We start from the raw sequence: 21,311 nt of genomic DNA, 5'->3' as shown, positions 1-21,311 counted from the left end.
AGTAACTTTAAGTGTAAATGCTGATCGCATAGAACACCTATTACTATAGGGATGGACATGGTAACTAATCTGAAAATGAAGGATAACTTTCTTACATCAAGGAATCCAAGGACAGGTACGGAGCGTTACAAAAATTTAGTCCAATTACTTTGGAAAGAATGTATAATTAAGAAAAGACTGTTATTTCAAAAAAATTTAAGGATGAATTTTTATGGGATTCAAAGAGTTAGATATTTCATTTCAATACCGTTCTGATAACGAACACGGAAGTATTATTAATGATTTTTATATACCGGTCCTTTCAGAAACTAAGATTTATAGTAGAGCGGTTGGCTATTTTACTAGTCATTCATTAGTACTTGCAGCAAAAGGGTTAGGTCAACTAATTAACCGAGGTGGGAAAATGCGTTTAATAGCATCACCTTATCTTACAGAAGAAGATGTAGATGCAATTAAAAAAGGATACAAATCAAGAGACGAAGTCATTGAGAACTCTTTATTGAGAGAAATTAAAGATCCTGAAACCCTAATAGAGAGTGAACGTCTTAATTACTTGGCTTGGCTTATAGAAAAAAACCAACTGGATATAAAAATAGCCGTTACCAAAAATAATATACGCAAGGGGATATATCACGAAAAGTTAGGGTTAATGGAGGATTGGGAAGGAAATAAAATAGCCTTCACTGGATCATCAAATGAGACAGAGGGTGGACTTTTAGGAAATTTTGAAACTTTAGATGTTTTTTGTTCTTGGCAACCCTCCGAAGAGATGAGAGTTAATACTAAAGAGATAAATTTTAATAGATTATGGGATAACACAACTCAAAATTTAGAAGTGTATTATTTTCCGAAAGCTGTGAAGGAAAAGATACTTTCATTTAAACAGTTTAATTATAAAAATATTGATCCAGAACTTGATCCGGATTCCAATAGTCCGGTTCTAATAAATGAAGACACTCCCATAGCTTATCCAAGGATACCAAGTGATTATGTAATTAGAGACTATCAAAAAGATGCTGTGGAAAGTTGGTTTAAGAATAATGGTAGGGGTCTTCTTGAGATGGCAACAGGTACCGGTAAAACTATCACTGCTCTTACTGCAGCTTCTATGTTGTACAAATTAAAAAGAGTAAAAAAACTCGCAACCATAATTGTCTGTCCTTATAAGCATTTAGTGGACCAATGGGAGAACGAAGCAAGAACTTTTAATATGAAACCACTTGTTGCCTATCAGTCACGCAACCTTTGGGAAGGAAGACTGAATCAATATGTTACTGCATTTAATACAGATATAATTCAACACTTTTCATTAGTGACAACTGTTTCTACATTTATGAGCAAACCTATGCAAGCGCTTTTAGACAGTCTCCATGGAGAAGTAATGATTATTGCTGATGAAGCACATCATTTAGGTGCAAAAAATATTAAAAAGTGTTTGCCCATGCATTATCCGTATAGGCTTGCGTTATCCGCAACTCCACAACGATGGTTTGATGAAGAAGGAACTGAAGATCTTTTGTCATACTTTGGGAGTAAAGTAGTCTTCCAATACGGTCTTGATAAGGCAATTGAAAATAAATTTCTAACTGAATATTTTTATCATCCGCATATAGTTTTCTTAGACGAAGATGAGAGTGAACATTATTTTGAGCTTACCAAGAAAATTGCTAGAATGTATCCTTCTGATGGAGATTTTAAAAATGCTAGTGACTCCTTGCAAGGACTACTAATAGAACGAGCAAGAATAATGAGCAGAGCAAGAGGTAAACTCACTTTGCTTAAAGAATTAATGAAAACCAAGAAAAGCGAAAGTTATAATATCGTGTATTGTGGAGATAGTTCTGTAGATGGAGAAAAACAAATAGACGCTGTTATTCGTATGTTAGGAAAAGATCTCAATATGAAAGTCCATTCCTTTACTTCTAGAGAAGATCAGCAAGAACGTCAGAGACTTTTGAAAAGATTTGAAAGTGGAGAGCTACAAACTCTTGTTGCTATTAAATGTCTTGACGAAGGGGTAGATGTTCCCGCAACACAAACTGCTTTTATTATGGCAAGTAGTACTAATCCGAGAGAGTTTATTCAGAGACGTGGACGTGTGTTACGGAAACATCCCAAAAAGCATTACTCCTACATTCATGACTTTCTCGTACTACCTCGGAATTTAAAAGAAGTATCAATTTTAGATGCAGCAACTTTTAATATCGAACGAAACATGGTTAAAAGAGAGTTAAATCGATTCTCTGAATTTTCTCAACTGGCTTTAAATGGGCCTAAAGCGGCTGAAACAATAAATCAAGTCAAAAAGATATATAACTTATTAGACCATTAAAAATGAGAGGAAAAAGTAAATTATGGATGAAAAAATGAAGGAAAAAATAAATGAAATTCTGTCAACGCTTTCTGAACGAGACTTAAAAATGGTAGCTAGTATACTCCAAGAAGAGAAAAAAGTACTTCATCGAAAGACTTTACAAGGAAGTACTATAATAAGGGATATAACCGATATTTTTAAAGAAAGGGTTAAGTAAAAATGATACTTCAATCAATTAGGTTAGTTAATTTTCGTCAGTATTTTGGTGAACAGAAAATATCTTTTTCACAATCCTCATCTAAGAATGTGACAATCATTCATGGTGAAAATGGGTCTGGAAAAACAGCTTTATTAAACTCTTTTAACTGGTGTTTATATGGGGAGAATGATTTACCAAACCCAAATAAAATTATTAATGATTATGCAATAAGCATTACTCCGAATGGAGAACGTGTGGCAGCTATTGTAGAAATAGAATTTAAACAAGACAACATTGATTATATAATTACAAGGTCGATTCAAATGGAAAAAAATAAAAATGGAAATACATATTTAGAACCTCAAATAAAAATGCAAATCATTGATTCATCCGGAAATTGCAAAGAAGAAGATAATGTGCAGAATAGAATCGACCAACTACTTCCCAATGATTTAAGAACATATTTCTTTTTTGATGGAGAAAGGATTGATAACCTTTCAAAACAAGAAGGTTCAAAGGATATCAAGTCAGCAATAAAGCTTATGATGGGCCTCGAGATATTGGAAAGGAGTATTTTGCACACGGAAGCTGCAAGGAAAAAGTTCAGAAGTGATTTAAAGAAAAATGGAAATGTAGAAACCAACAAAATAATAAATGATATTGAGACACTTGAGCAGGAGCGCGACCATTTAAAAGAAAGAGCAATCATATTTGAAGGAAATTTAACCGCTTTACATTCTGAAAAACAAGACATAGAATCTAGATTAAAGTCAATTGAAGAATCAAAGATACTTCAAAAAGAACGAGAAGAAAAAGAAGAACTAAAGCGTAATAAGGAAGAGTTCCTTAAAGAAACTAAAGATAAACTCAAATATTTTGTTAGCAGATACGGGTATTTAGGGTTCACATCTAACATTGTGAAACAGACTTTAGAATTAATTAAGGGAGAGTCAGAGAAAAATACAAGTATCTTTGTAAAAGAATCTATTATTAATGCTTTAATTGAACGTGGAAAATGCATATGTGGTCAAGATTTATCTACGAGTTCTATTCATTTGGAACATGTCTTAGATCTTAAAAAACAGGTTCAAAATGAAGATATACATGGAAATGCTTTAGATATGGCAGGAAGTTTGAAAGTTGTAGATGAAAAAAGAAAAGGCATATACAACGAAATGAAAAGGTTTAAGGAATTAGAAGTTGAAACACTAGATTCGATAACAAAGCTCACAGAACAATTAGATGAAATTTCAACCAAACTAACAGATAAGAATTCCGAAAAGGTTGCCTCTTTAGAAAATAAACGTAAAGAAATTGAACAACAGACTGCTGATTTTAATAGAAAAATTGGACAAATTGACTATGAGCTTAAGAAAATAGAAAAAGAACTTCTAGAAAAAGAAAAGGAACAAAGTAAAATTCAATCTCTACAAGAAGAGGACAGGTTAACAAAGGAGAGAATAGAGGCTTGTTTGACTGCGGAAAATGTCTTTAAACAAATTTATGAAGTTCAAGAAGTTATGGTGAGGGACCGTTTGCAAGAAAGAATTTCGAAAGTTTATTCAGAATTTTTGAGAAAAGGTTATAATGTGGCAGTATCACCTGATTATGAGTTAAAAGTTATCAATAATCAAAATGAAGAAGTTGCTATGTCCCAGGGAGAACGACAAATCACCAGTTTATCGTTTATTGGTGCAATAGTAGATATTGCGCGAGAACAGTATAAATCAAAAGAAAAGCAGGCCTTTAACGAAGGAGGCATTTATCCACTTGTTATGGATTCACCATTTGGCTCTTTGGATTCGGATCATAGAAGGAGAGTCGCTCAGGGAATACCTAAACTTGCTGATCAAGTTGTTGTTATTGTATCTACTTCCCAATGGCGTGGGGAGGTAGAGGAGCAGCTCTCAAACTCTATCGGGAAAGAATATAGACTTCAATATAATGATCCAAGACATAACTCAGACCAGCCATATGAATATACAGAAGTTATTGAGGTGAAGTAAATTGGCAAAACGACGTATCAGAAGACCAAAGGAACAAGAAGAAATTTATAAAAAGCTTACGGGCACTGATTTACCAATAGGTGCTTTTGATAGTTATAAGGATCTTTTTATGTTGGCAGGTGTAATCGGTTTTAAAAGAAATAAGAAAAAAACATTTAAAGATACAGCGGAGGGTATTGCATGGTCTGTATTTAATATGGACACTGATTATACTGTAATTACAGCTATTGCAATACTAGATTCAAAGGATTTAACGCTGCTTAGAGACAACGATGAAACTCATGACATAAAGCTCACCATTTTTGAAGAGTTTGCAGCAGATGGTGTTTCTTATATTTATAACTTACTCCAATCACCCAGAAATGCCAATGATGTATTATACGAATATATTTACGATTCAAGAAACGAAATGGATGAAAGGGAACAAAACCTCCAAAAAATAATGGAAGGACTTGGAGGAGGTTTAAGTTGGTAACAACGTAGGATTTAAAGGAGATGGTATTTTTTTGTGGATATTCTGAATTTAGTTAATGAACATATGAAAAAAAGGGAAAATGAGGCTCAAAAAGAAGAAATAATCAAATCTGTTACGGAAATTAAAATAAAATATAATGTTCCCAAAGATGTATATTTATATTCAACTAAAATAGATAAAAGTGGAAAAAAATTAAAAAACTATAACACCTATTTCGAAATGTGGTCAAATCATTCAGATAAAGTAGTAATGCAAAAAGTGTATGAATATTTATCTTTAGGTAAATACCTCAAAGAAATTACAGATCTCTTGATTACAGAAAAAATTAGTAAAAGTAAATTCCTAGGTAAGTTAAAAAAGCGAATTAAAGATGAAGGATTTTTTTATGATAATAATGAACAAAAATGGAAAAGAAAAGTTGAGACCAATAATATAAGTGATAAAGCCAGCAATAGAATTATTGTAGAAACAAGTTCTTTAAAGAGAAATAAAAGTCTAGATAAAAACTTAATTAGTAAAGATAATGTTTTAAAAGATGAAACTCAAAGTATAGTTAATCTAAAACCAGAGGAAATAAAGACTTTAAAACAAATAATTCGTGAGTGGCAAGAAAAAAACGAGTCAGAAACAAATTATGAATTGAAAATAAGGTTAAATAAAACCCTTTTTCAACAACTCATTGAGTATTCTGATGCATTTGAGACATCTACCTCTAAGGTGATAGACTTGGCATTGAATAAGTTTTTTAATAACTAAATGAGGACAATAATGTTCTCTTATTCTATTGATATATTATCAATTGGTTAGTGGACAAAATGGTATTAAAAAACTCCTCACAATAGTTTATTGTAGAGGAGCTTTTTGTTTTTCTTATTTCAAGAAGATGAAACAGAATCTTGCAAACGATACTAAAAATATGGCAGATTGCCGTAGGCAAAGGTGGCTAATAAAAAACCATATCAATGTTTATAAACTATAATGTATTAAATATATTTAAATCATGCTTTGTAACTTGAGCAGATAGTGAGAAACGTATGGTTGAACGAATATCCTCAGTATTAAGACCTATTGCTTCTAATACGTGAGATGGCTTACTCGAACTACAAGCCGACCCAGTTGAAGCTGCAACAGTAGGTGCGAGCGCTTTAACTAGTAACTCATTGTTTACTCCTCTGAATAATACGCTAAGGATACCAGGGATCTTTTTTGTTGAATCATTATTAAATGAAATATTATCTCCGAATTTTTCTTTTAAAAGGGATGTTAAATACAACTCAAGATCCAATGTTTTTTCGATGTTTTCTTTAAGTTTTGAGAAGGAAATTTCCGCCGCTTTCCCCATCCCAACAATATTATGAACAGCTAAAGTTCCGCTTCTAATCCCTTGCTCGTGGCCACCGCCATGAAGTAGGGGAGTAATCTTGGTTAATATACCATATTTGTCTTGACGTATAAAAGTAGCCCCAATCCCTTTAGGTCCATGAAATTTATGTGCTGAACAAGATAAAAAGGTAACTCCAGGTAAAGAAAAGAGAGAGAAATCAACTTTTCCTACGATTTGTGTTGCATCAGTGTGAAGAAAAACGTTTTTCTCATTACAAACTTGAGCTATTTGTTCCATATCATTTAATGACCCAAGCTCATTATTTCCCCAAATAATAGAGACAAGAATGGTATTCTCTTTAATCTCATTAAACAAAGTTTCAGGACTTATTCTTCCGAATTTATCTACATCCAGATATGTAACTTCGTATCCTTTTTGCTCTAAATATTTACAAGTTTCTAGAACAGAAGGGTGTTCCACTTTTGAAGTAATTATATGATTTCCTTTATTGGAGTACTCTTCAGCAACACCCTTTAAAATCATATTGTTGCTCTCTGTAGATCCGCTTGTAAAGATAATTTCGTTTTCTGAACAGCCAAGTAAAGAAGCAAGATGGGCTCTTGCTTCTTTTACTGCATTTTTTGCATTCTCAGCAACAGAATAATATTTACTTGATGGGTTTCCAAACTCCTCCATAAGGTAGGGGAGCATTGCATTTTTCACTTCTGGATGAACAGGTGTGGTCGCGCTATTGTCTAAATAAAGCATAAAATCACCTAATCTTCAATTTTAAGTAAATTCATTAGTAATTTTTCATAGTTCCCAGCGTGTTTATACTCATTTTCAAGTAAGACAATACCTCTTTCAATATGGGCATTAAAGAGGTCGGGAAAATATTCTTCTTCAGGAACATGCCGTTTAGCATGTTGTCTAATTAGAGCTTTATATATATAGTCATTCTCACCAGTTAGTGCATTACGGTGTATTTCTAAACCACTTTTATCTTCCACTAGCTCGGGTTTGGAGGGTTCTCGTAAAGAGAGTGAAATTGCTAGCCGTGATAATATATTCCAAGTTAAGCCGGTAGTAGACTGAAGTCCTACTAGTTTTTCACCTGTGACCTTGGAGGTTTTTAATCGAAAATTCATAGTTTAGCTTCCACCTTATTAAATGAAAAGTAGTGATCTAATACCAAAGTTTCTTTTCTATGTACATTAAATTTAAGTACATACTCTTTGGCAATATGTTCCTTTAACAAGTCATAATGATGTTCATCTATTTCACTATCAGTTGATAAAATGATAGCTTGTTTACCACTATTGGGAATAAATTCTTTTAATACACCCGCTTTATGAGTTCTATCTAAACGGCCCAATAGCGTATCAAAAATAAATGGAACTTTTCTTCCTGAACATTTAAATATTGCCCAAATTAGTGAAATCAATAGTATTTCTTTTTCACCTGCGGATAGTGTTGCTTTTTCAATGTGTTCTTTTTGAGAATCTAATAGTACAACATTATACGTATCGCTATCTATTTGAATTGAAGAAACATAATTATGTTTCCTGAAAATTCTTTTTAGCATAGAAGTAGCCTCGATTTGAACTTCCTGAAGCTTTTTCTTTAATTGAACTTCCCTAAATCGGCGGCTAAATGCTATTATTTTTTGTGATTCTGTGAAAGAACTTTTTGTTTTATCACTATCTCTTAAAACACTTTGAATTTTTTCTATTGCGGTTACCGTATCCTGCAACTCTTTTAAAGAGTGATTTAATTTGAGTTTAGCTTCTTGTATTTTTGACTCTAATTCAGCTAAAGCTTTCTGGTTGGCTTCAATTTTAATTAACATATCACTGAATTCATTTGTTGTATCATTAATTTTTATTTTTGCTTTAAGCTCCTGCAAATTCTGAAGAAGTTCTTTATTTTCTTCAATTAATGTAATAATGCTATTAGAACTATTACTTGCTATCTTATTAGCTAAATTTTCAACAAGGCTACTTTCAGAAGGAGATGCCCCATGTATTTGTAATAGATTTTGATCGGGTTTAACTAAATTAAGTAACTGAGCCCTAAAAGCTTCTTTCATTGTTGATTCAGCAGATATAGCAGTTATAGGTTTAAGTAATTGGTTTAGTGCTGTATCAGTAAGTTTTTTATCAAGTTGCCTATATAATTGGAAAGCTTCTTCATCATGAATTTGTTCTTTAGTTTCTTTGAGCAAATTTTCTAAAAGATAGAAGGGGAGAAGATTAGATACAAAGTTTCTAATTTTTTCTGAGTTTTGTTTTCTAATGTGCTCAATTTTATTAATCTTCGTTAAAAGCTCATCTCTCTCTTTTTTAACAAGTCCACCGTAGCTTTCGAAATCGTTTTTTAGTACTTGATATTCATCTTGAATTTCTTGCTTATGGGTCAGTAGAGAGTCTATTTCTTTTTGAAGAGAAAAAACATTTGCTTTTTGATCTTTCTCTTTTAAATTCAAATTGTATAATTCTTTTTCGGATGATTGCATTTTTTTTAAATCGAGAGTCTGTGATGAGTATGTTTCCAGATCGTCTTCTAGGGTTTCAAATAAGTCTAAGTTAAAGACAACACGAGATAAATTTTTAAGGTAATCAGAAAGTAAGTCTTCGTTTACAATCCTGGATATTTCCTCACCGTCAAAAAGGCAAAGATCAAGTAACTGTGGAGGCATAATCTCCCTTAATTTAGAATTAAACAATTCTCTCTCATATTCCGAGTAATGCTTACCACTAGATACTACTTCAAAATGTTCTTTTAAATTATTTGAGGAGTTATAATTCCAGTATCTATACAAAGTGTAAGTAGTCTTTTCGAAATTTTCTACAACCGTAAATTCGAGTTTAATTCTGAAATTATTTTCCTTGTTCCGTTTAGCGTCATGGTTCAAGAAACCTTGTACTCTCTTAAAATACTCAGCATTGTCATTTTTAAAGCCATAAACATATGAACCAAAAAGTCCAAGTTTAATTGCATTTAATAATGTTGTTTTTCCTGCACCATTTTCGCCACCAATTAAAATTACATTCTGGTCGTTATTTGGACGTAAATCAATAGAGTTGTTACCTCTATAGGGTCCTATATTAATTAATTGTATTTCATTAATAATCATGGCCAAACCTCTTTTAAATTTATAGATGCAGGTAATCTTGTTTTAAAGCTTTACCGATTTCGTCCATTAATCCTCTTCGTACTTTATAACCTGCGTAGTTTTTCTCAATAGAAACAAGTTTTTTTATTACATTAATATCAACTTTATATTGTTCTGCAATTAATTCCAAATCAGAAATTTGTTCTTTATCGAATAGGGGACGGTCGTCAATTTCCCAATCCAATGAATATCCCATAATATCTTTAAAGATGACAGGGATTTCATCCTCCCAAACCCCGTTCTTAAACCAGATTCTTCTTATAGCTTTTAATTCTTCATTACTAATTAGCTCATAGTTTGGATCCTCAGGATGTTTAAGATCTCTTTGAACCTCAAGTAATTTTATTAGCATTTCTTTACGTGCTTCCATTGTAAAAGGTCCTAATCCAAGTTGGGCGTATTTTGTTGCTTTTTGGCCGTCAAGCCCTTCTTCTTCATAAGAAACCAATATCAAATGGTCTTCTGGAGCGCTTAAATCGATATTATTTTCTTCTACGTATGCTTTTAATTCATCTCTAGGTACAACCTTGAATTTTTCAAATTTAATTACTTGCCTAGCTCTGCCCGATTTTTTAGGAATAATAACAGATTTAATACCATCAATGTCTTCCATTCTTACATCTTTAAAGTAAATTTGACCGTTCATTCTATACCGCATTCTTTTAGTCCGGTCATCACGGATACTAGATAACCAGTTTCGATAATCCAATAATGGTTTCATCCAATCGTGACCGCTTTGTATAAATCCAGTGAGAGCTTTATCTTCGTTCACTACAGTACAAACCCAGCAACCAAATCGGCTGTTTCCGCAAGAGCCTGCACTTTCTTTAATGTTTTTGTCAACCACTAAAGGGCATTCCCCACTACTGGAATCTTGGTAAAGCCGGTGTAAATCATGGTTGTCATCTCCCCAAGGAGATGGATGGTTAAGAAGATAATTCCATACATCATCCACAGTAAAATCACGAATAGGAGCATAAACGTATGCATTTGATAATGTAGAGTGTTTCATGAAAAGTTTACCGTCAACCGTATGTGATCGAATTACATTTCCTCGAGTTGCACTTTCATCTTCCCGAACACCTAAAACCATTATCACCTCACCAAAAGAAGAGACTTTGTCCATAATAAATTGATTTGCAGGATCAATTTTCAGACGGTCAGTACACCATCTAAATTGCTGGTTAGGAGTAGGATAACCCTTGCCAATGATATTCACCCAAAACGAATTTTTTACAATTGGTTTAACTTTATGGGTTTCAAATGGTAAATTCCTCTTTAGCGCTTCATCTTGTATCCTTCTAAGTGTTTGATTTATTGAATTGATAATTAGAGGAGTTTCCACGAGAGTATCCGAAGAAATCACATAGACCTTTTTATGAAGCTCTTCTTTGTCCATTTCGCCTAAAGCTTCAAAAACTAACTGTACAACTACAGTTGAATCTTTTCCTCCCGAATATCCTACCACCCATGGGCGACTGTCGAGCTTATAAGCATTCTTTATTTGTTCCTTTGCTTGATCAATCAATGGCTGCTTTTTTGATAATAAATTACTAATAATTCCATCCATATTTATTTAACTCCTTCGAAAAATTTATTTTCGAGTTCTTGTTCTGATTCGGTTAATGGTAGACCAATCAATTGCTTTATCCGATTTGACGTAAGTTGAATGGTGTACGAAGTTTTTTGAATTCGTCCATTTTGATTAAAAGACCTGCCAAGCCAATCGCCTACATTATTTCGACTCCAGTCAATCTTTGACAACTTTTTAATATAGTTTTTCCAATCAGTTGGATAATAGTTTCTTAAATAATTCCCTACTAACCCCATTGCTTCAATAAAAATCCCGTGACCCACTATATAATTGGTTCTTAAGTCGCGAGGAGTAAGCTCTTTATTAAACACCAAATTCCATTCTACAATAGAAGAGCATAAAAGACCCCAAAATTCTCTTAGAAATTCTTCCTCTACTATATTAATATTATCACCTTTTGTTTTTCCCAATAATTTAAGGTTTGTATTAAAAACATGATTTAAAGCAAGTATTTTAGGAGAGTTTTTTGATAAAGACACCCTCTCCTTATCTGTATACCGGTGAAGTAAAGGAGTTGAGATTATGACTTCCTTGGTAACCATGGCAATACGGTCTCTATGGTCATAAAGAATACCAATCGATGAGGTAGTATTTACCGCGTGTCTATTTAAATCTGAAAATATTTGTTGGGATTTTTTTAACCCCTCATCATGGAAGAAGACAACCGATATTGTTTCATTACCCAATTCGGGTGAAATTTTTAATGCTTCCTCAATAGCTGCTCGTCGGTGCTGTCCATCATTGATTAGGAACCTAGCATCCAATGCAATTCTTAGTTGACCCAAATCTCTAGAAGAAGGGTCATTATTATATGGTACAAACTCTAATTCACCATCTACAGAAGCAGTAATAGAAGAAAAGACATAATCGTTCTGGTTCTCTAATATGTAATTTGTTATATCAGGGATCCTTGATTTATTTAGAATCCTTTGCGCTCTATGTTCTGGCGGGATCTCTTCCTCATCAAATAAAAATATTTTCGGAATAATGCGTAGAGGACACATTGCAACAAAATATTCTTTATTAGCTTGTATTCCTCTAATAGCAGGAAAATTATAGCTAAAGGTAGCATCCATAAACTTATTCTCCTTTTACGTACGTATTTTATAATATGATTATAAGTTTTTATGTAAATTTAGACAAGTATTACGAACAAATATTCTAATTTCCAAATAGATGGTACTATTATGTAGTTATGGTTTATATTTGCGGAAAAATATATTTTTTATATGATAATATAAATAGAAAGAACAAGACGGAGGTTAGTGGAAAGTGAGTCAGAATTATTTCTTGGATTTTTTAGAGGATCTTGTACCTGAAGCAGCTTCAAGTGCCAAGAAGATGGAGGAGTTATTATTCGAAGATCCTAGTAGTTCTGTTATTAAGGCTAGGTTATTTGCAGAAAATATACTTGGTGAAGTCTTCAAATTTGAAGGGGTAGAAATTCCTTATCAAGCAACATTTTACGACAAAATAAATTTACTTGCTAAGGAAGACTTCTTACCTGCAGAAATACAGCGGTCATTTGATACCATCCGATTAATAGGAAATAAAGCAGCACATGACCCAAAATTTAATGATATTACTGAAGCATTTAAATTACATAAAGAGATGCATAAATTAGGGGTTTGGTTTACTGAAGTCTATTCATTAAAACAAATACAAGTAAATTCATATGAACCTCCAAAACCGCCTAAGAAAGAAAATGTTGCGGAAATAGTGAAAAATCAAATTTTCGACCTGCTAGGACCTAATATATTTGAAACTCTTAAAAAAAGTAAGGAAGAAAAACCTGAGGAAGAACATGGCGAGGAAAAAAATCATAACGGAGAAACTACGCCACAAGAAAATAGTAAATCTCTTACAAATAATATATTAACAAAAAATTTAGGACTAGGGGAAAGTTATTTAGTTAGAGAAATAAAAAGACTTCGTGAATCTTCACAGGAAGCTATTGAGAATGCGAGTCAATTTAGCAAATTTAAGGATTACCTTCATGTAAAAAGAAACATCCAAGAGGATTTGGAAAACATTTTAGAACGGAATAAAAACCGTGATGGAGCGAACCTTATTTTGTTATGCGGTAGTGTAGGCGATGGTAAATCTCATTTATTAGCTTATTTAAAGAAAAAGAGACCTGATTTAATTGATGAATATACTATATTTAACGATGCAACCGAAAGTTTTTCACCTAACAAAAACTCCCTAGAAACTCTTGAAGAAATCTTAAGTGGTTTCTCAGATCAGCATTATAGTAGTTCAAATGATAAGGTGATTCTAGCAATTAATATGGGAGTACTTCACAATTTTATAAATGCTCCGCATAATAAATTTACCTATAATCAATTGAGTAAATTTGTTGATAAAAGTGATTTGTTTTCACAAAATATAACTACCCACTATAGCGAGGAAGTATTTGATCTTCTTAGTTTTGGTGACTACCACGCTTATGAATTAACTAGTAATGGACCGATATCAACTTTTTATTCAACTTTAATTGAGAAAATCGTCAATTCTAGTAGTGATAATCCTTTTTATTTAGCACTTTTAGAAGACGAGAAAAACAATATAACTACTATGGTTCATGAAAATTATAAAATGTTATCAAATAAAAATGTACAGGAACAAGTAGTTCAGCTTGTTATCCAAACCATAGTTCAAAAGAAACTTGTTATCTCTGCTCGTGCATTTTTGAATTTTATTTCTGATATACTAATTCCAGATAATTTACAGAATGTATCTTTATTAACCGATTTCGAGAAATTAAATTACTCCTTATCCAATTTATTATTTGACCGAAAAGAAAGATCATTTATTTTACAAGCTATTAGCGATATTGATCCGATTCACATAAGATCTTCAGTAATTGATGGACTAGTTATTGAGTTAAATACTATTACCGATTGGGACTCGAAAATTAGAGAGTATATTCAAGATCAAGTATTTGTATCATTACTTAAGCCTTTTTTATCTAGAAGTGATTTAACCGAGCATTCTTTTAACCTATTTTTTGAATCATTTATTAGGATCTCTTTCTTAACAAATAAGGAATTTGCCAATGAATTAAAAGATATTAGTTACATTAACTTTCTAAAAAATCTATACTATTTTAATTCTGGGGACAAAAGAAAAATAAGAGCATTTTATGATGAAATGAAGTCTGCAATTTTCAAATGGAAAGGAAGCCCGAAAAAAGATTATATTTATTTGGACAAGCCTAGTGAAAAATACCGGCTGGCTCAAAAACTTGAACTTTGCCCGTCAGTTGACCATCTAATAACAACTACGAACGATGTTTTAAATACATTTAAATCCTCAATCATATTAGCTTATCATGGGGGGGATTCGAGTAAGAAAATTTTACTGGAAATAGATTTTCAGCTTTATGAGTTATTATTTAAGGTGCAAAATGGCTACAGGCCTAATAAAAGAGATGAAGAAGACGCCATTAAATTTGTTGAGTTTTTAGAGAAACTAATGAATTTTGGAGAAAAACAAAAAGAATTACTCATCGTTTTCCCTAAAGACAAGAGATTTTATACGATTAAAAGAGATAGCTTTGATGCCTTTGTATTTGAAAGGGAGTAGTTAAATTATGCCTGGAATTCTCCATGTTGAGTATCTTGATGAATTGTTGAAAAAAAAGAATAAACATGACACCGGAAACGCTCTAGATGTTTTGCCGTTTTTAACTAAGAGGACTCGTGCAATAAGAGACCAATTTAATAAAGTTATGGGAGAATATATTAGAAACGTTAGTGGTGTTACTTTTAATGAAAAAGCCATTAAGAAAAAGGATTTATATGTATCAGAAACTGAAAATGAACTCAGCGAGTATATCGCAGAAACTGTGGATTTTAATGATAATGAGGAAGCAGTAGCTGATTTTGTTCGTTTTCTTGATCAGTATCTATTTAATCAAGATGAAATTAAACCGATCCATCCCTTTTTATTTAATTACATGAAATTGGATAAAAAGTTAAAAAATGAATTCGGAAAGTATGCACTATTTATGAGTGAAACACTAGTAGGGGAAAATGATAAAATTAAACAAGTATTCAAAAATAAAAAGACAGATGATATTTTAACAGAATTAATTCTCGAGAAGTTAAGTGATTTTGAGAAAGCTGTTGAGCCAAACTCTAATCAACAGTATCAACCTTTACTTGAACCTTTAAGAAAGTTATATCAAGAGGACCTTTTCTATATTAGTAAATATAAGGATTATTTTCTTACAGCATTTCCATTATTAACACACTACTATGTTTTTATGTATTCAATTCAACTTTTGTTTCAATTTGAACGATTTACGGATGCAGATTTAGAAGAAGTAAAGCCATTTTATTTTGCTTTAGAGTGGGAATCTCTTACTAAGAGAAGAATGGCAGCCGATCCAATAGAAGGATATAAATTTGTGAAGGAACATGCACCTAACCTCTTTCCTCATATACACACAATTTCACAGCTTAGCCATAATTCTTTGAATAAGCCTTTAGGGGAAAGTAACGAGGGCATTTCGTTTATTCCTTATAGTAGATTATTAAAATTAGTTCAAAGCAATGGTTTAGATTTCGAAAAAGACTTTTTAATTGATGTAAAAAATTGGATTGAAAAATATCAACTATGGGCTTTCAAAGGTAAGATAAAAATCGCCGACAATTCATCTGATCTGCCAAGTGCTTTTAAAGTCCTATTTGAGTGTGTAAAAGAAGGTACCAGTTCTGATGTTGCCGACAGGTACGGTGGCAATATAGATGATTTGGGAGCAAACCAATTTATAAAAAATAGAGGAAGCCTTGGACCGGTACTAAATGTAAAACAAGACTTTCTACTTTTAATGACAGCTGTTGCTGTTAAAGATAACAGAATACCCTTAAACGAACTATTTAAAGAGTTTGAAAAAAGAGGTTTAAAGTTTGATCGTTATTCAAAAAAAGAAATAATAACCTTATTGGATAACTTGAATATTTTGGACAAAAAAAGCGATAGTGGTGATTCTCAGTATGTCAAACCAGTTTTATAACTACATTTCATCCCTTTTAGTAAACTATTTTAAAGAAGTTGGTTTAAAAGCAGGAGATCGATATTATCTACAACTTGATAAAGAAACGGACATCAGTCACCTTGTAAACGCTCTAGGGAAAATACAGGGGTCAAAAGATTTTACATATAAACATGAGTTTGGTGAAGAGTATAAGACTTTTTCGTTGGCATTTAATTCTATTAACCTAGTAATTGCCTACACTTCTGAGAATGTAAAACCTGATTTCCTAGTAACTCTTAGAAACCTGGTCGGAGAACAAAAAGGCATTTGGAAAAATACATCATTGTTAAGTATTGTTTCTGAACAGTTGGACTCCATCCAGGGTGGAAGCAGTGACTTGCAAAAAGAAGGGATGCCGTTACATCCTTCCTCATTATTTAAAAACTTAAAGGGTGAAATTGAAAAAAGTATTTTGCCAAAAATTGATCAAATAATATTACTTGATAACCTTGACGTGTTATTAAAAGAACAAGCATATCAACAAATTTCATTTTTTGAATTTGAAGATATTTTTTCTACATTACAAAAAGGTTCTATCGATGACCAAGAATACTATAAATTTGGTCTTTTTAAAGATCCGGACCTTGATAAATTTAAGGGGAAAGACCAAAAGGAACGTATTCAAGAAAATAGGGATTTATTTGATTATGTAAGAAAAGTACATGACTATGGCCTAGGCCAAGATGAATTGGAAAAGAGGTTCAAACCAGAGGGCGTTAGGGAACTTTTTAAAGAAGATTGGAAGGATAAAATTTTCCCTGAAGTTTTTCGAAGTAAAAATGAACCTGGAAAAAAATCAATTGAACTTACTTCCTTAACTATTGATAACAAAATAAAATACTGGGATAAACCCCAAAGTGAAACAGCTGCCGGAAAAAGAAAAAGGAATATTATTATTTTTAATCCTGAACAGAGGGAAGAAATTCAATTACAAGCTGGGTTCCTTTTGAGCAAAGATAATAACAGTTTAAGCTCTGATTTCTTAACCATTCCTAAACAGTTTACTGATATTTTAACAATCCAAGTAAAACAAAAAAATATTTTAGCAAGTCTTTCGGCGCAACCCAATAAAGCAACTTTTGCTAGATTTACTTATAGACATGATAAAAAGTCTTCATTAGGTGCAGAATTCCTGATTGCCATCTTGCCTATTGAGCCTGAATATCTAGATCCTTTTAAATCACAATACCTAGTGGACCCAGTTGGAGGGTTTATTGAATTACGAAATATTGATGAAAGTCTAACATTTGGATCCGGTTTTGAAAGAAAAAGGCTAGAGGTATCAGAAAGTAGTAAAACATATAAAGTTACACAAGATGAGCAGTTAATCTTATTGCCTTTGCCGGAAGCTTTTAATGATGATGAGGCATTATCATTCAATATTGAATTTGATTATGGTATTGTACCTTTTCTGCTAGTAAACGAATTGCCTGACTCTTTACCAATAAACGGACAACGAATTTGGAAGTTAGTACGGGAAACAGGTATGGACATACAGTGGATAAAAGAAAACAACCGCTTAATTTTAGAAAATCGTGAGTTTTACTTCCATTCTGAGTACAGGGAATTTTTTGAGTGGGAAAACTTTTGGGTCGAGGAAGGCTTAAAGTTTGCAATAAATGAATCTGATAACCTTAATCCTCAAGATATAAAATTGAGTGATAATTTAAGAGAAGCTTATAGCAGATTTTTAACATACTTCAAAATAAATAATTCAATCCCTAGCCTTTGTACAGTTACTGATGATTTAAAGAGTAGATCTCTAGCTTATATTAATGAATATATTAAGGAAATAGAAAGCTTTAAAGCGGGATCCCCGGCAGGCAGTAAAGGTATAGATTTGTTTAAATTAGGTATGATTCAATCAAATGAAGTATTGTATTTCACACCATTCCATCCATTAATGGTCGCATTTAAGCTAAAAACATATGAACTATTAAATAAAGAGGAGATCGATAACAGTATACTTACCAGGCTAACTCCAGATGCTTTAATACCTTTTATATATGATGAAGAAAATTTGTTTAAACCTGATCATCAAAAAGCAGCATATGAATGGTTAACTTTTAAACCAGTTAATAAAGTATCTGTTTCCGATGCAAATCATTACTTAGCAAAGGTTGTTCATGATAAAATTTCCCAATTTAAAGAGCACTTTTCCTACTTGTTCATCAATAATTCACAAGCTCCATTAAGACTTAATGTTTTAAATATAACAAATGATAAAGAGGTTATTAGAGGGATATTTCAATGGATGTTAAAGGAAATTGATAAAAATGGTTTGGAAGGTTTAAAGCCAGTTGAAGTTACTCTTTATAACAATGGAGATTTTACGGAAAGTGCGTTTGATTTATACTCAATAATTGAGTCAATACAAGAATTTGAAGAAACATTTAATATTAAACTTGAATCAAAAGAAGTTGAACCCGAAGATATAATACGAACGATAAGAGAAAAACTTTCTTTTTATAAACAGAATTCCGATGCTGAATACAGATATTCTCACATAACGTTTTATAAAATGCATGCTCAAGAACATCATGCTGTTCAGCCTATGAATGAGATGACTACTGGAATTTCTATTGAGGGATTATATTCGAGCGTTCCTTCAATGAAAGATGAAGAAAATTACAAGAGTGGATTTGGTACAAAAGCTTATAGTGTTGATGATATTAATTATCTTGCGAAAACAGCCTACTTTGTTAATGAATTGGCCGCAAACCTTCGAAATGGTGGACACGATAGTTATCGACGTGGAGAGGCTATTCTTTCTCGTACGACAACTGCTGATGAAGTAACATTGGAAAAAGTGTTTGAATCATCTTTCTGGGTAACATTTGTAGATCCTTCTATGGATTTAGAATTTTTCAACAAATACGACGGAAATTTGGTTGTTATCCATTATAGCGATCAATATTCATCATCAAGTCGTTATGATGCAATAACAGTAACTAATAAATCAAACCAGTACTATGCAGTGATTAAAGAATTCCTTAAACAAAAGGATGTTGAGGGTACAGATCAAAACGTTTTAGAGACTATAAGAGCTTTTAATACTTTTAATGGTGAGTGGTTACTAAGGATTATTGGAAGTAAAGGTCAGTTTGATCGAGAAAAACTAAGTATTATTTCAGCAATTAAATTCTCTGTTTCTTATTTTGATCATCCTGATATTAAGTGGATTCCTGTGTCTCTTGAAGAAATATTAAGAGTTGCTGGTGCGGTAAGTTTAAATAGGTCCGAGGGTGTATTTACTGCGAAAAACCTTGGTGTAAAAGGAAGCCACAGTGACGATTTGCTTTTAATTGGGTTAGAGAATAAGGAAGGAAAGCTATCTCTTCATTTTTATCCGGTGGAGGTTAAAATTGGGTTAAATAGAGGAGAAGTACTGGATAAAGCCCGTAAACAGGTAGAAAAAACGAAAAAACTATTTGTAGAAACATTAATAGGTGAAGAAGGAAAAGAATTTACGGCAAGGTTTTATAGGAATTTCTTTGTTCAATTGCTAATCGCGAATGCTGCAAAACTAGAGCAAAATGGTTTTTGGGAAGGAAAGGATTATAAGCTAACAGATGATGTGATTGAAAAGCTACTAATAGATGATTTCGAAATTTCAGAGCATCTTCACAAATATATAGGACATGGTGCAATTCTCTCATTTCAGAAAAATTCTCATCACAGAAGTGCTTTCTTGGAAGACAATGTCCTGTTATTGAATTTGACCGAATTTGATGGATATAACGGTTTAGTTAAGCCTGTACAAGAAATGCGTAATTGGATACAAGAGGAACAAAACGATTTTATTAAAGAAGAAATGCTATCTTACAAATACAAGCCATGTAATCTATTATATGGTTCCGATGGTACAAATCAAAGTGAAGGACCAACCTATAAAGAGCCAAAGGTTGAAAAAGGCGAAATTGAAGAGAGCCTTAAAGAGGAAAATGAAAGAGAAGATCCTGTTTCTATAAGCAACGTCGAAACTGAATTAGATAAAAAGGTATTTAAAGAGAAGGATGAAATCCAAGAATCAGTAAAGAAGTTTAATGAAACAGCAAGAATAAAATTAGGTAAAGCAGAAAACTCTAATCGAGAAATTTATTGGGAATACGGAAACAAAGGTTTAGCGAACAGGCATTTATTGATTTCTGGTAAATCAGGACAAGGTAAAACTTACTTTATGCAGTGTTTACTTCTGGAAAAATCAAAGTTAGGTATCTCCAGCATAGTAATAGATTACACAGAAGGGTTTCTCCCAAATCAACTTGAACCTGAGTTTGTAGATTTTTTAGGTAAGAAACTAAAGCAAAAAATTGTTTATAGTGAACAGTTGCCTATAAACCCCTTCCGTAAGAATGTGAGGGATATAGGTGGAATTCAACTAGATGAATCCAACACAGATATTGCAGAACGAGTTAAAAGTGTTTTTGCAGCAGTATATAAATCTTTAGGAATTCAGCAGCAAAATTCTATTTATGAGGCCATTCTAAATGGATTAGATCGATACGGTCAAAATATGAACCTTTTGAAGCTTAAAGAAATGCTTGAAGAAGATGGCTCTTCATATGCAAAAACAGCATTATCACAAATAAGGCCTCTTATCGATCGTAACCCTTTTAGTTCTGATAACTCTTTTAACTGGAAAGACATTATTGAGAGTAATGGGGAAGTATATGTAATCCAGCTTACTGGTTTTCCAAGGGATGTTCAGTTAATTATTACTGAATTTATTCTATGGGAGCTATGGAATTACTCAGTTAGAAATGGGCACAAAAATAAACCAATGCCAGTTATTATGGATGAGGCTCAAAACTTAGACCATACCGAGAAATCACCATCGGCAAGAATATTAACTGAAGGTAGAAAATTTGGGTGGTCCGCTTGGTATGCAACACAGTTCCTTAAGTCCCAATTGTCTGCCGATGAGCTTGCAAGGCTGCAAAACTCTTCTCAGAAGGTATACTTTTCACCACCGGAACAGGAAGTATCCAATATTGCAGCTAGCTTGACAAAAGATAATTCTGAGAAGAAGTACTGGGAAAATGTACTTTCAACATTAAAGAAAGGGCAATGTATTGTCCATGGGCCAGTATTAAAAGATAATGGTGAATTATCTAACCCGACAGTTAGTATTGTAAATATTACTCCTTTGTCTGAAAGAATTTAATTAGGCAATAGAA

Annotated in this window: 13 protein-coding genes; 8 read left to right on the top strand and 5 right to left on the bottom strand. The window is 32.5% G+C overall.

Translation table 11 applies throughout. The features are described 5' to 3' along the window. Positions 1-211: 211 nt before the first annotated feature. The 5 genes from AM500_RS13030 to AM500_RS13015 are packed head-to-tail and all read left to right on the top strand — an operon-like array spanning position 212 to position 5,750. Positions 212-2,332 carry a DEAD/DEAH box helicase family protein gene (locus AM500_RS13030; protein WP_053599599.1) on the top strand — a complete coding sequence of 707 codons (2,121 nt, stop codon included), beginning with the start codon at positions 212-214 and terminating at the stop codon, positions 2,330-2,332. Positions 2,333-2,354: 22 nt separating this feature from the next. Then, positions 2,355-2,531, top strand: a complete 177-nt coding sequence (locus AM500_RS25520; RefSeq protein WP_156319810.1) for a hypothetical protein — start codon at positions 2,355-2,357, stop codon at positions 2,529-2,531. A gap of 2 nt (positions 2,532-2,533) precedes the next feature. Then, entirely contained in the window at positions 2,534-4,519 is a 1,986-nt protein-coding gene (locus AM500_RS13025) for an AAA family ATPase (protein ID WP_053599598.1), read from the top strand. Between the two features lies 1 nt (position 4,520). Further along, entirely contained in the window at positions 4,521-4,994 is a 474-nt protein-coding gene (locus tag AM500_RS13020; protein WP_053599597.1) for a DNA phosphorothioation-associated protein 4, read from the top strand. 33 nt (positions 4,995-5,027) lie between these two features. After that, positions 5,028-5,750: a hypothetical protein gene (locus AM500_RS13015; protein WP_053599596.1), complete on the top strand. Its 723-nt coding sequence runs from the start codon at positions 5,028-5,030 to the stop codon at positions 5,748-5,750. Positions 5,751-5,967: 217 nt separating this feature from the next. Here AM500_RS13015 and AM500_RS13010 read toward each other — a convergent pair whose 3' ends face one another. From AM500_RS13010 to dndB, 5 genes are read right to left on the bottom strand one after another with little or no spacing between them, the layout of a single operon-like run. Continuing rightward, a complete protein-coding gene (locus AM500_RS13010) occupies positions 5,968-7,086 on the bottom strand; it encodes a cysteine desulfurase family protein (RefSeq protein WP_053599595.1) in 1,119 nt (372 codons plus the stop codon). A gap of 8 nt (positions 7,087-7,094) precedes the next feature. Continuing rightward, on the bottom strand, positions 7,095-7,466 hold the full coding sequence (dndE, locus tag AM500_RS13005) for a DNA sulfur modification protein DndE (RefSeq protein ID WP_053599594.1): 372 nt from the start codon (positions 7,464-7,466) through the stop codon (positions 7,095-7,097). Further along, complete coding sequence (gene dndD / locus AM500_RS13000; protein ID WP_053599593.1) at positions 7,463-9,454, bottom strand: DNA sulfur modification protein DndD; 1,992 nt, start codon at positions 9,452-9,454, stop codon at positions 7,463-7,465. The genes dndE and dndD overlap by 4 nt, the downstream gene beginning before the upstream one ends. A 19-nt stretch (positions 9,455-9,473) precedes the next feature. Next, a complete protein-coding gene (gene dndC / locus AM500_RS12995) occupies positions 9,474-11,063 on the bottom strand; it encodes a DNA phosphorothioation system sulfurtransferase DndC (RefSeq protein WP_053599592.1) in 1,590 nt (529 codons plus the stop codon). 2 nt (positions 11,064-11,065) lie between these two features. After that, the gene (dndB, locus tag AM500_RS12990) at positions 11,066-12,163 is read right to left on the bottom strand and encodes a DNA sulfur modification protein DndB (RefSeq protein ID WP_053599591.1); all 1,098 of its coding nucleotides are present in this window, start codon (positions 12,161-12,163) and stop codon (positions 11,066-11,068) included. A gap of 196 nt (positions 12,164-12,359) precedes the next feature. Here dndB and dptF point away from each other — a divergent pair, with 196 nt between their 5' ends. Genes dptF through dptH form a run of 3 tightly spaced genes read left to right on the top strand, consistent with a single transcriptional unit; the run spans position 12,360 to position 21,298 of the window. Then, positions 12,360-14,675 (top strand): DNA phosphorothioation-dependent restriction protein DptF, encoded by a 2,316-nt coding sequence (gene dptF / locus AM500_RS12985; protein ID WP_053599590.1) that lies wholly within the window; start codon positions 12,360-12,362, stop codon positions 14,673-14,675. Between the two features lie 7 nt (positions 14,676-14,682). Beyond that, positions 14,683-16,110 carry a DNA phosphorothioation-dependent restriction protein DptG gene (gene dptG / locus AM500_RS12980; protein ID WP_053599589.1) on the top strand — a complete coding sequence of 476 codons (1,428 nt, stop codon included), beginning with the start codon at positions 14,683-14,685 and terminating at the stop codon, positions 16,108-16,110. Beyond that, on the top strand, positions 16,091-21,298 hold the full coding sequence (dptH, locus tag AM500_RS12975; protein ID WP_053599588.1) for a DNA phosphorothioation-dependent restriction protein DptH: 5,208 nt from the start codon (positions 16,091-16,093) through the stop codon (positions 21,296-21,298). Before dptG ends, dptH begins: the two co-directional genes overlap by 20 nt. Positions 21,299-21,311: the final 13 nt, after the last annotated feature.

The sequence above is a fragment of the Bacillus sp. FJAT-18017 genome, assembly GCF_001278805.1.
GTDB lineage: Bacteria > Bacillota > Bacilli > Bacillales > Cytobacillaceae > Bacillus_D.
Note: the sequence above shows the minus strand (reverse complement) of the source record. Positions and strands in the feature narration are given on the sequence as shown.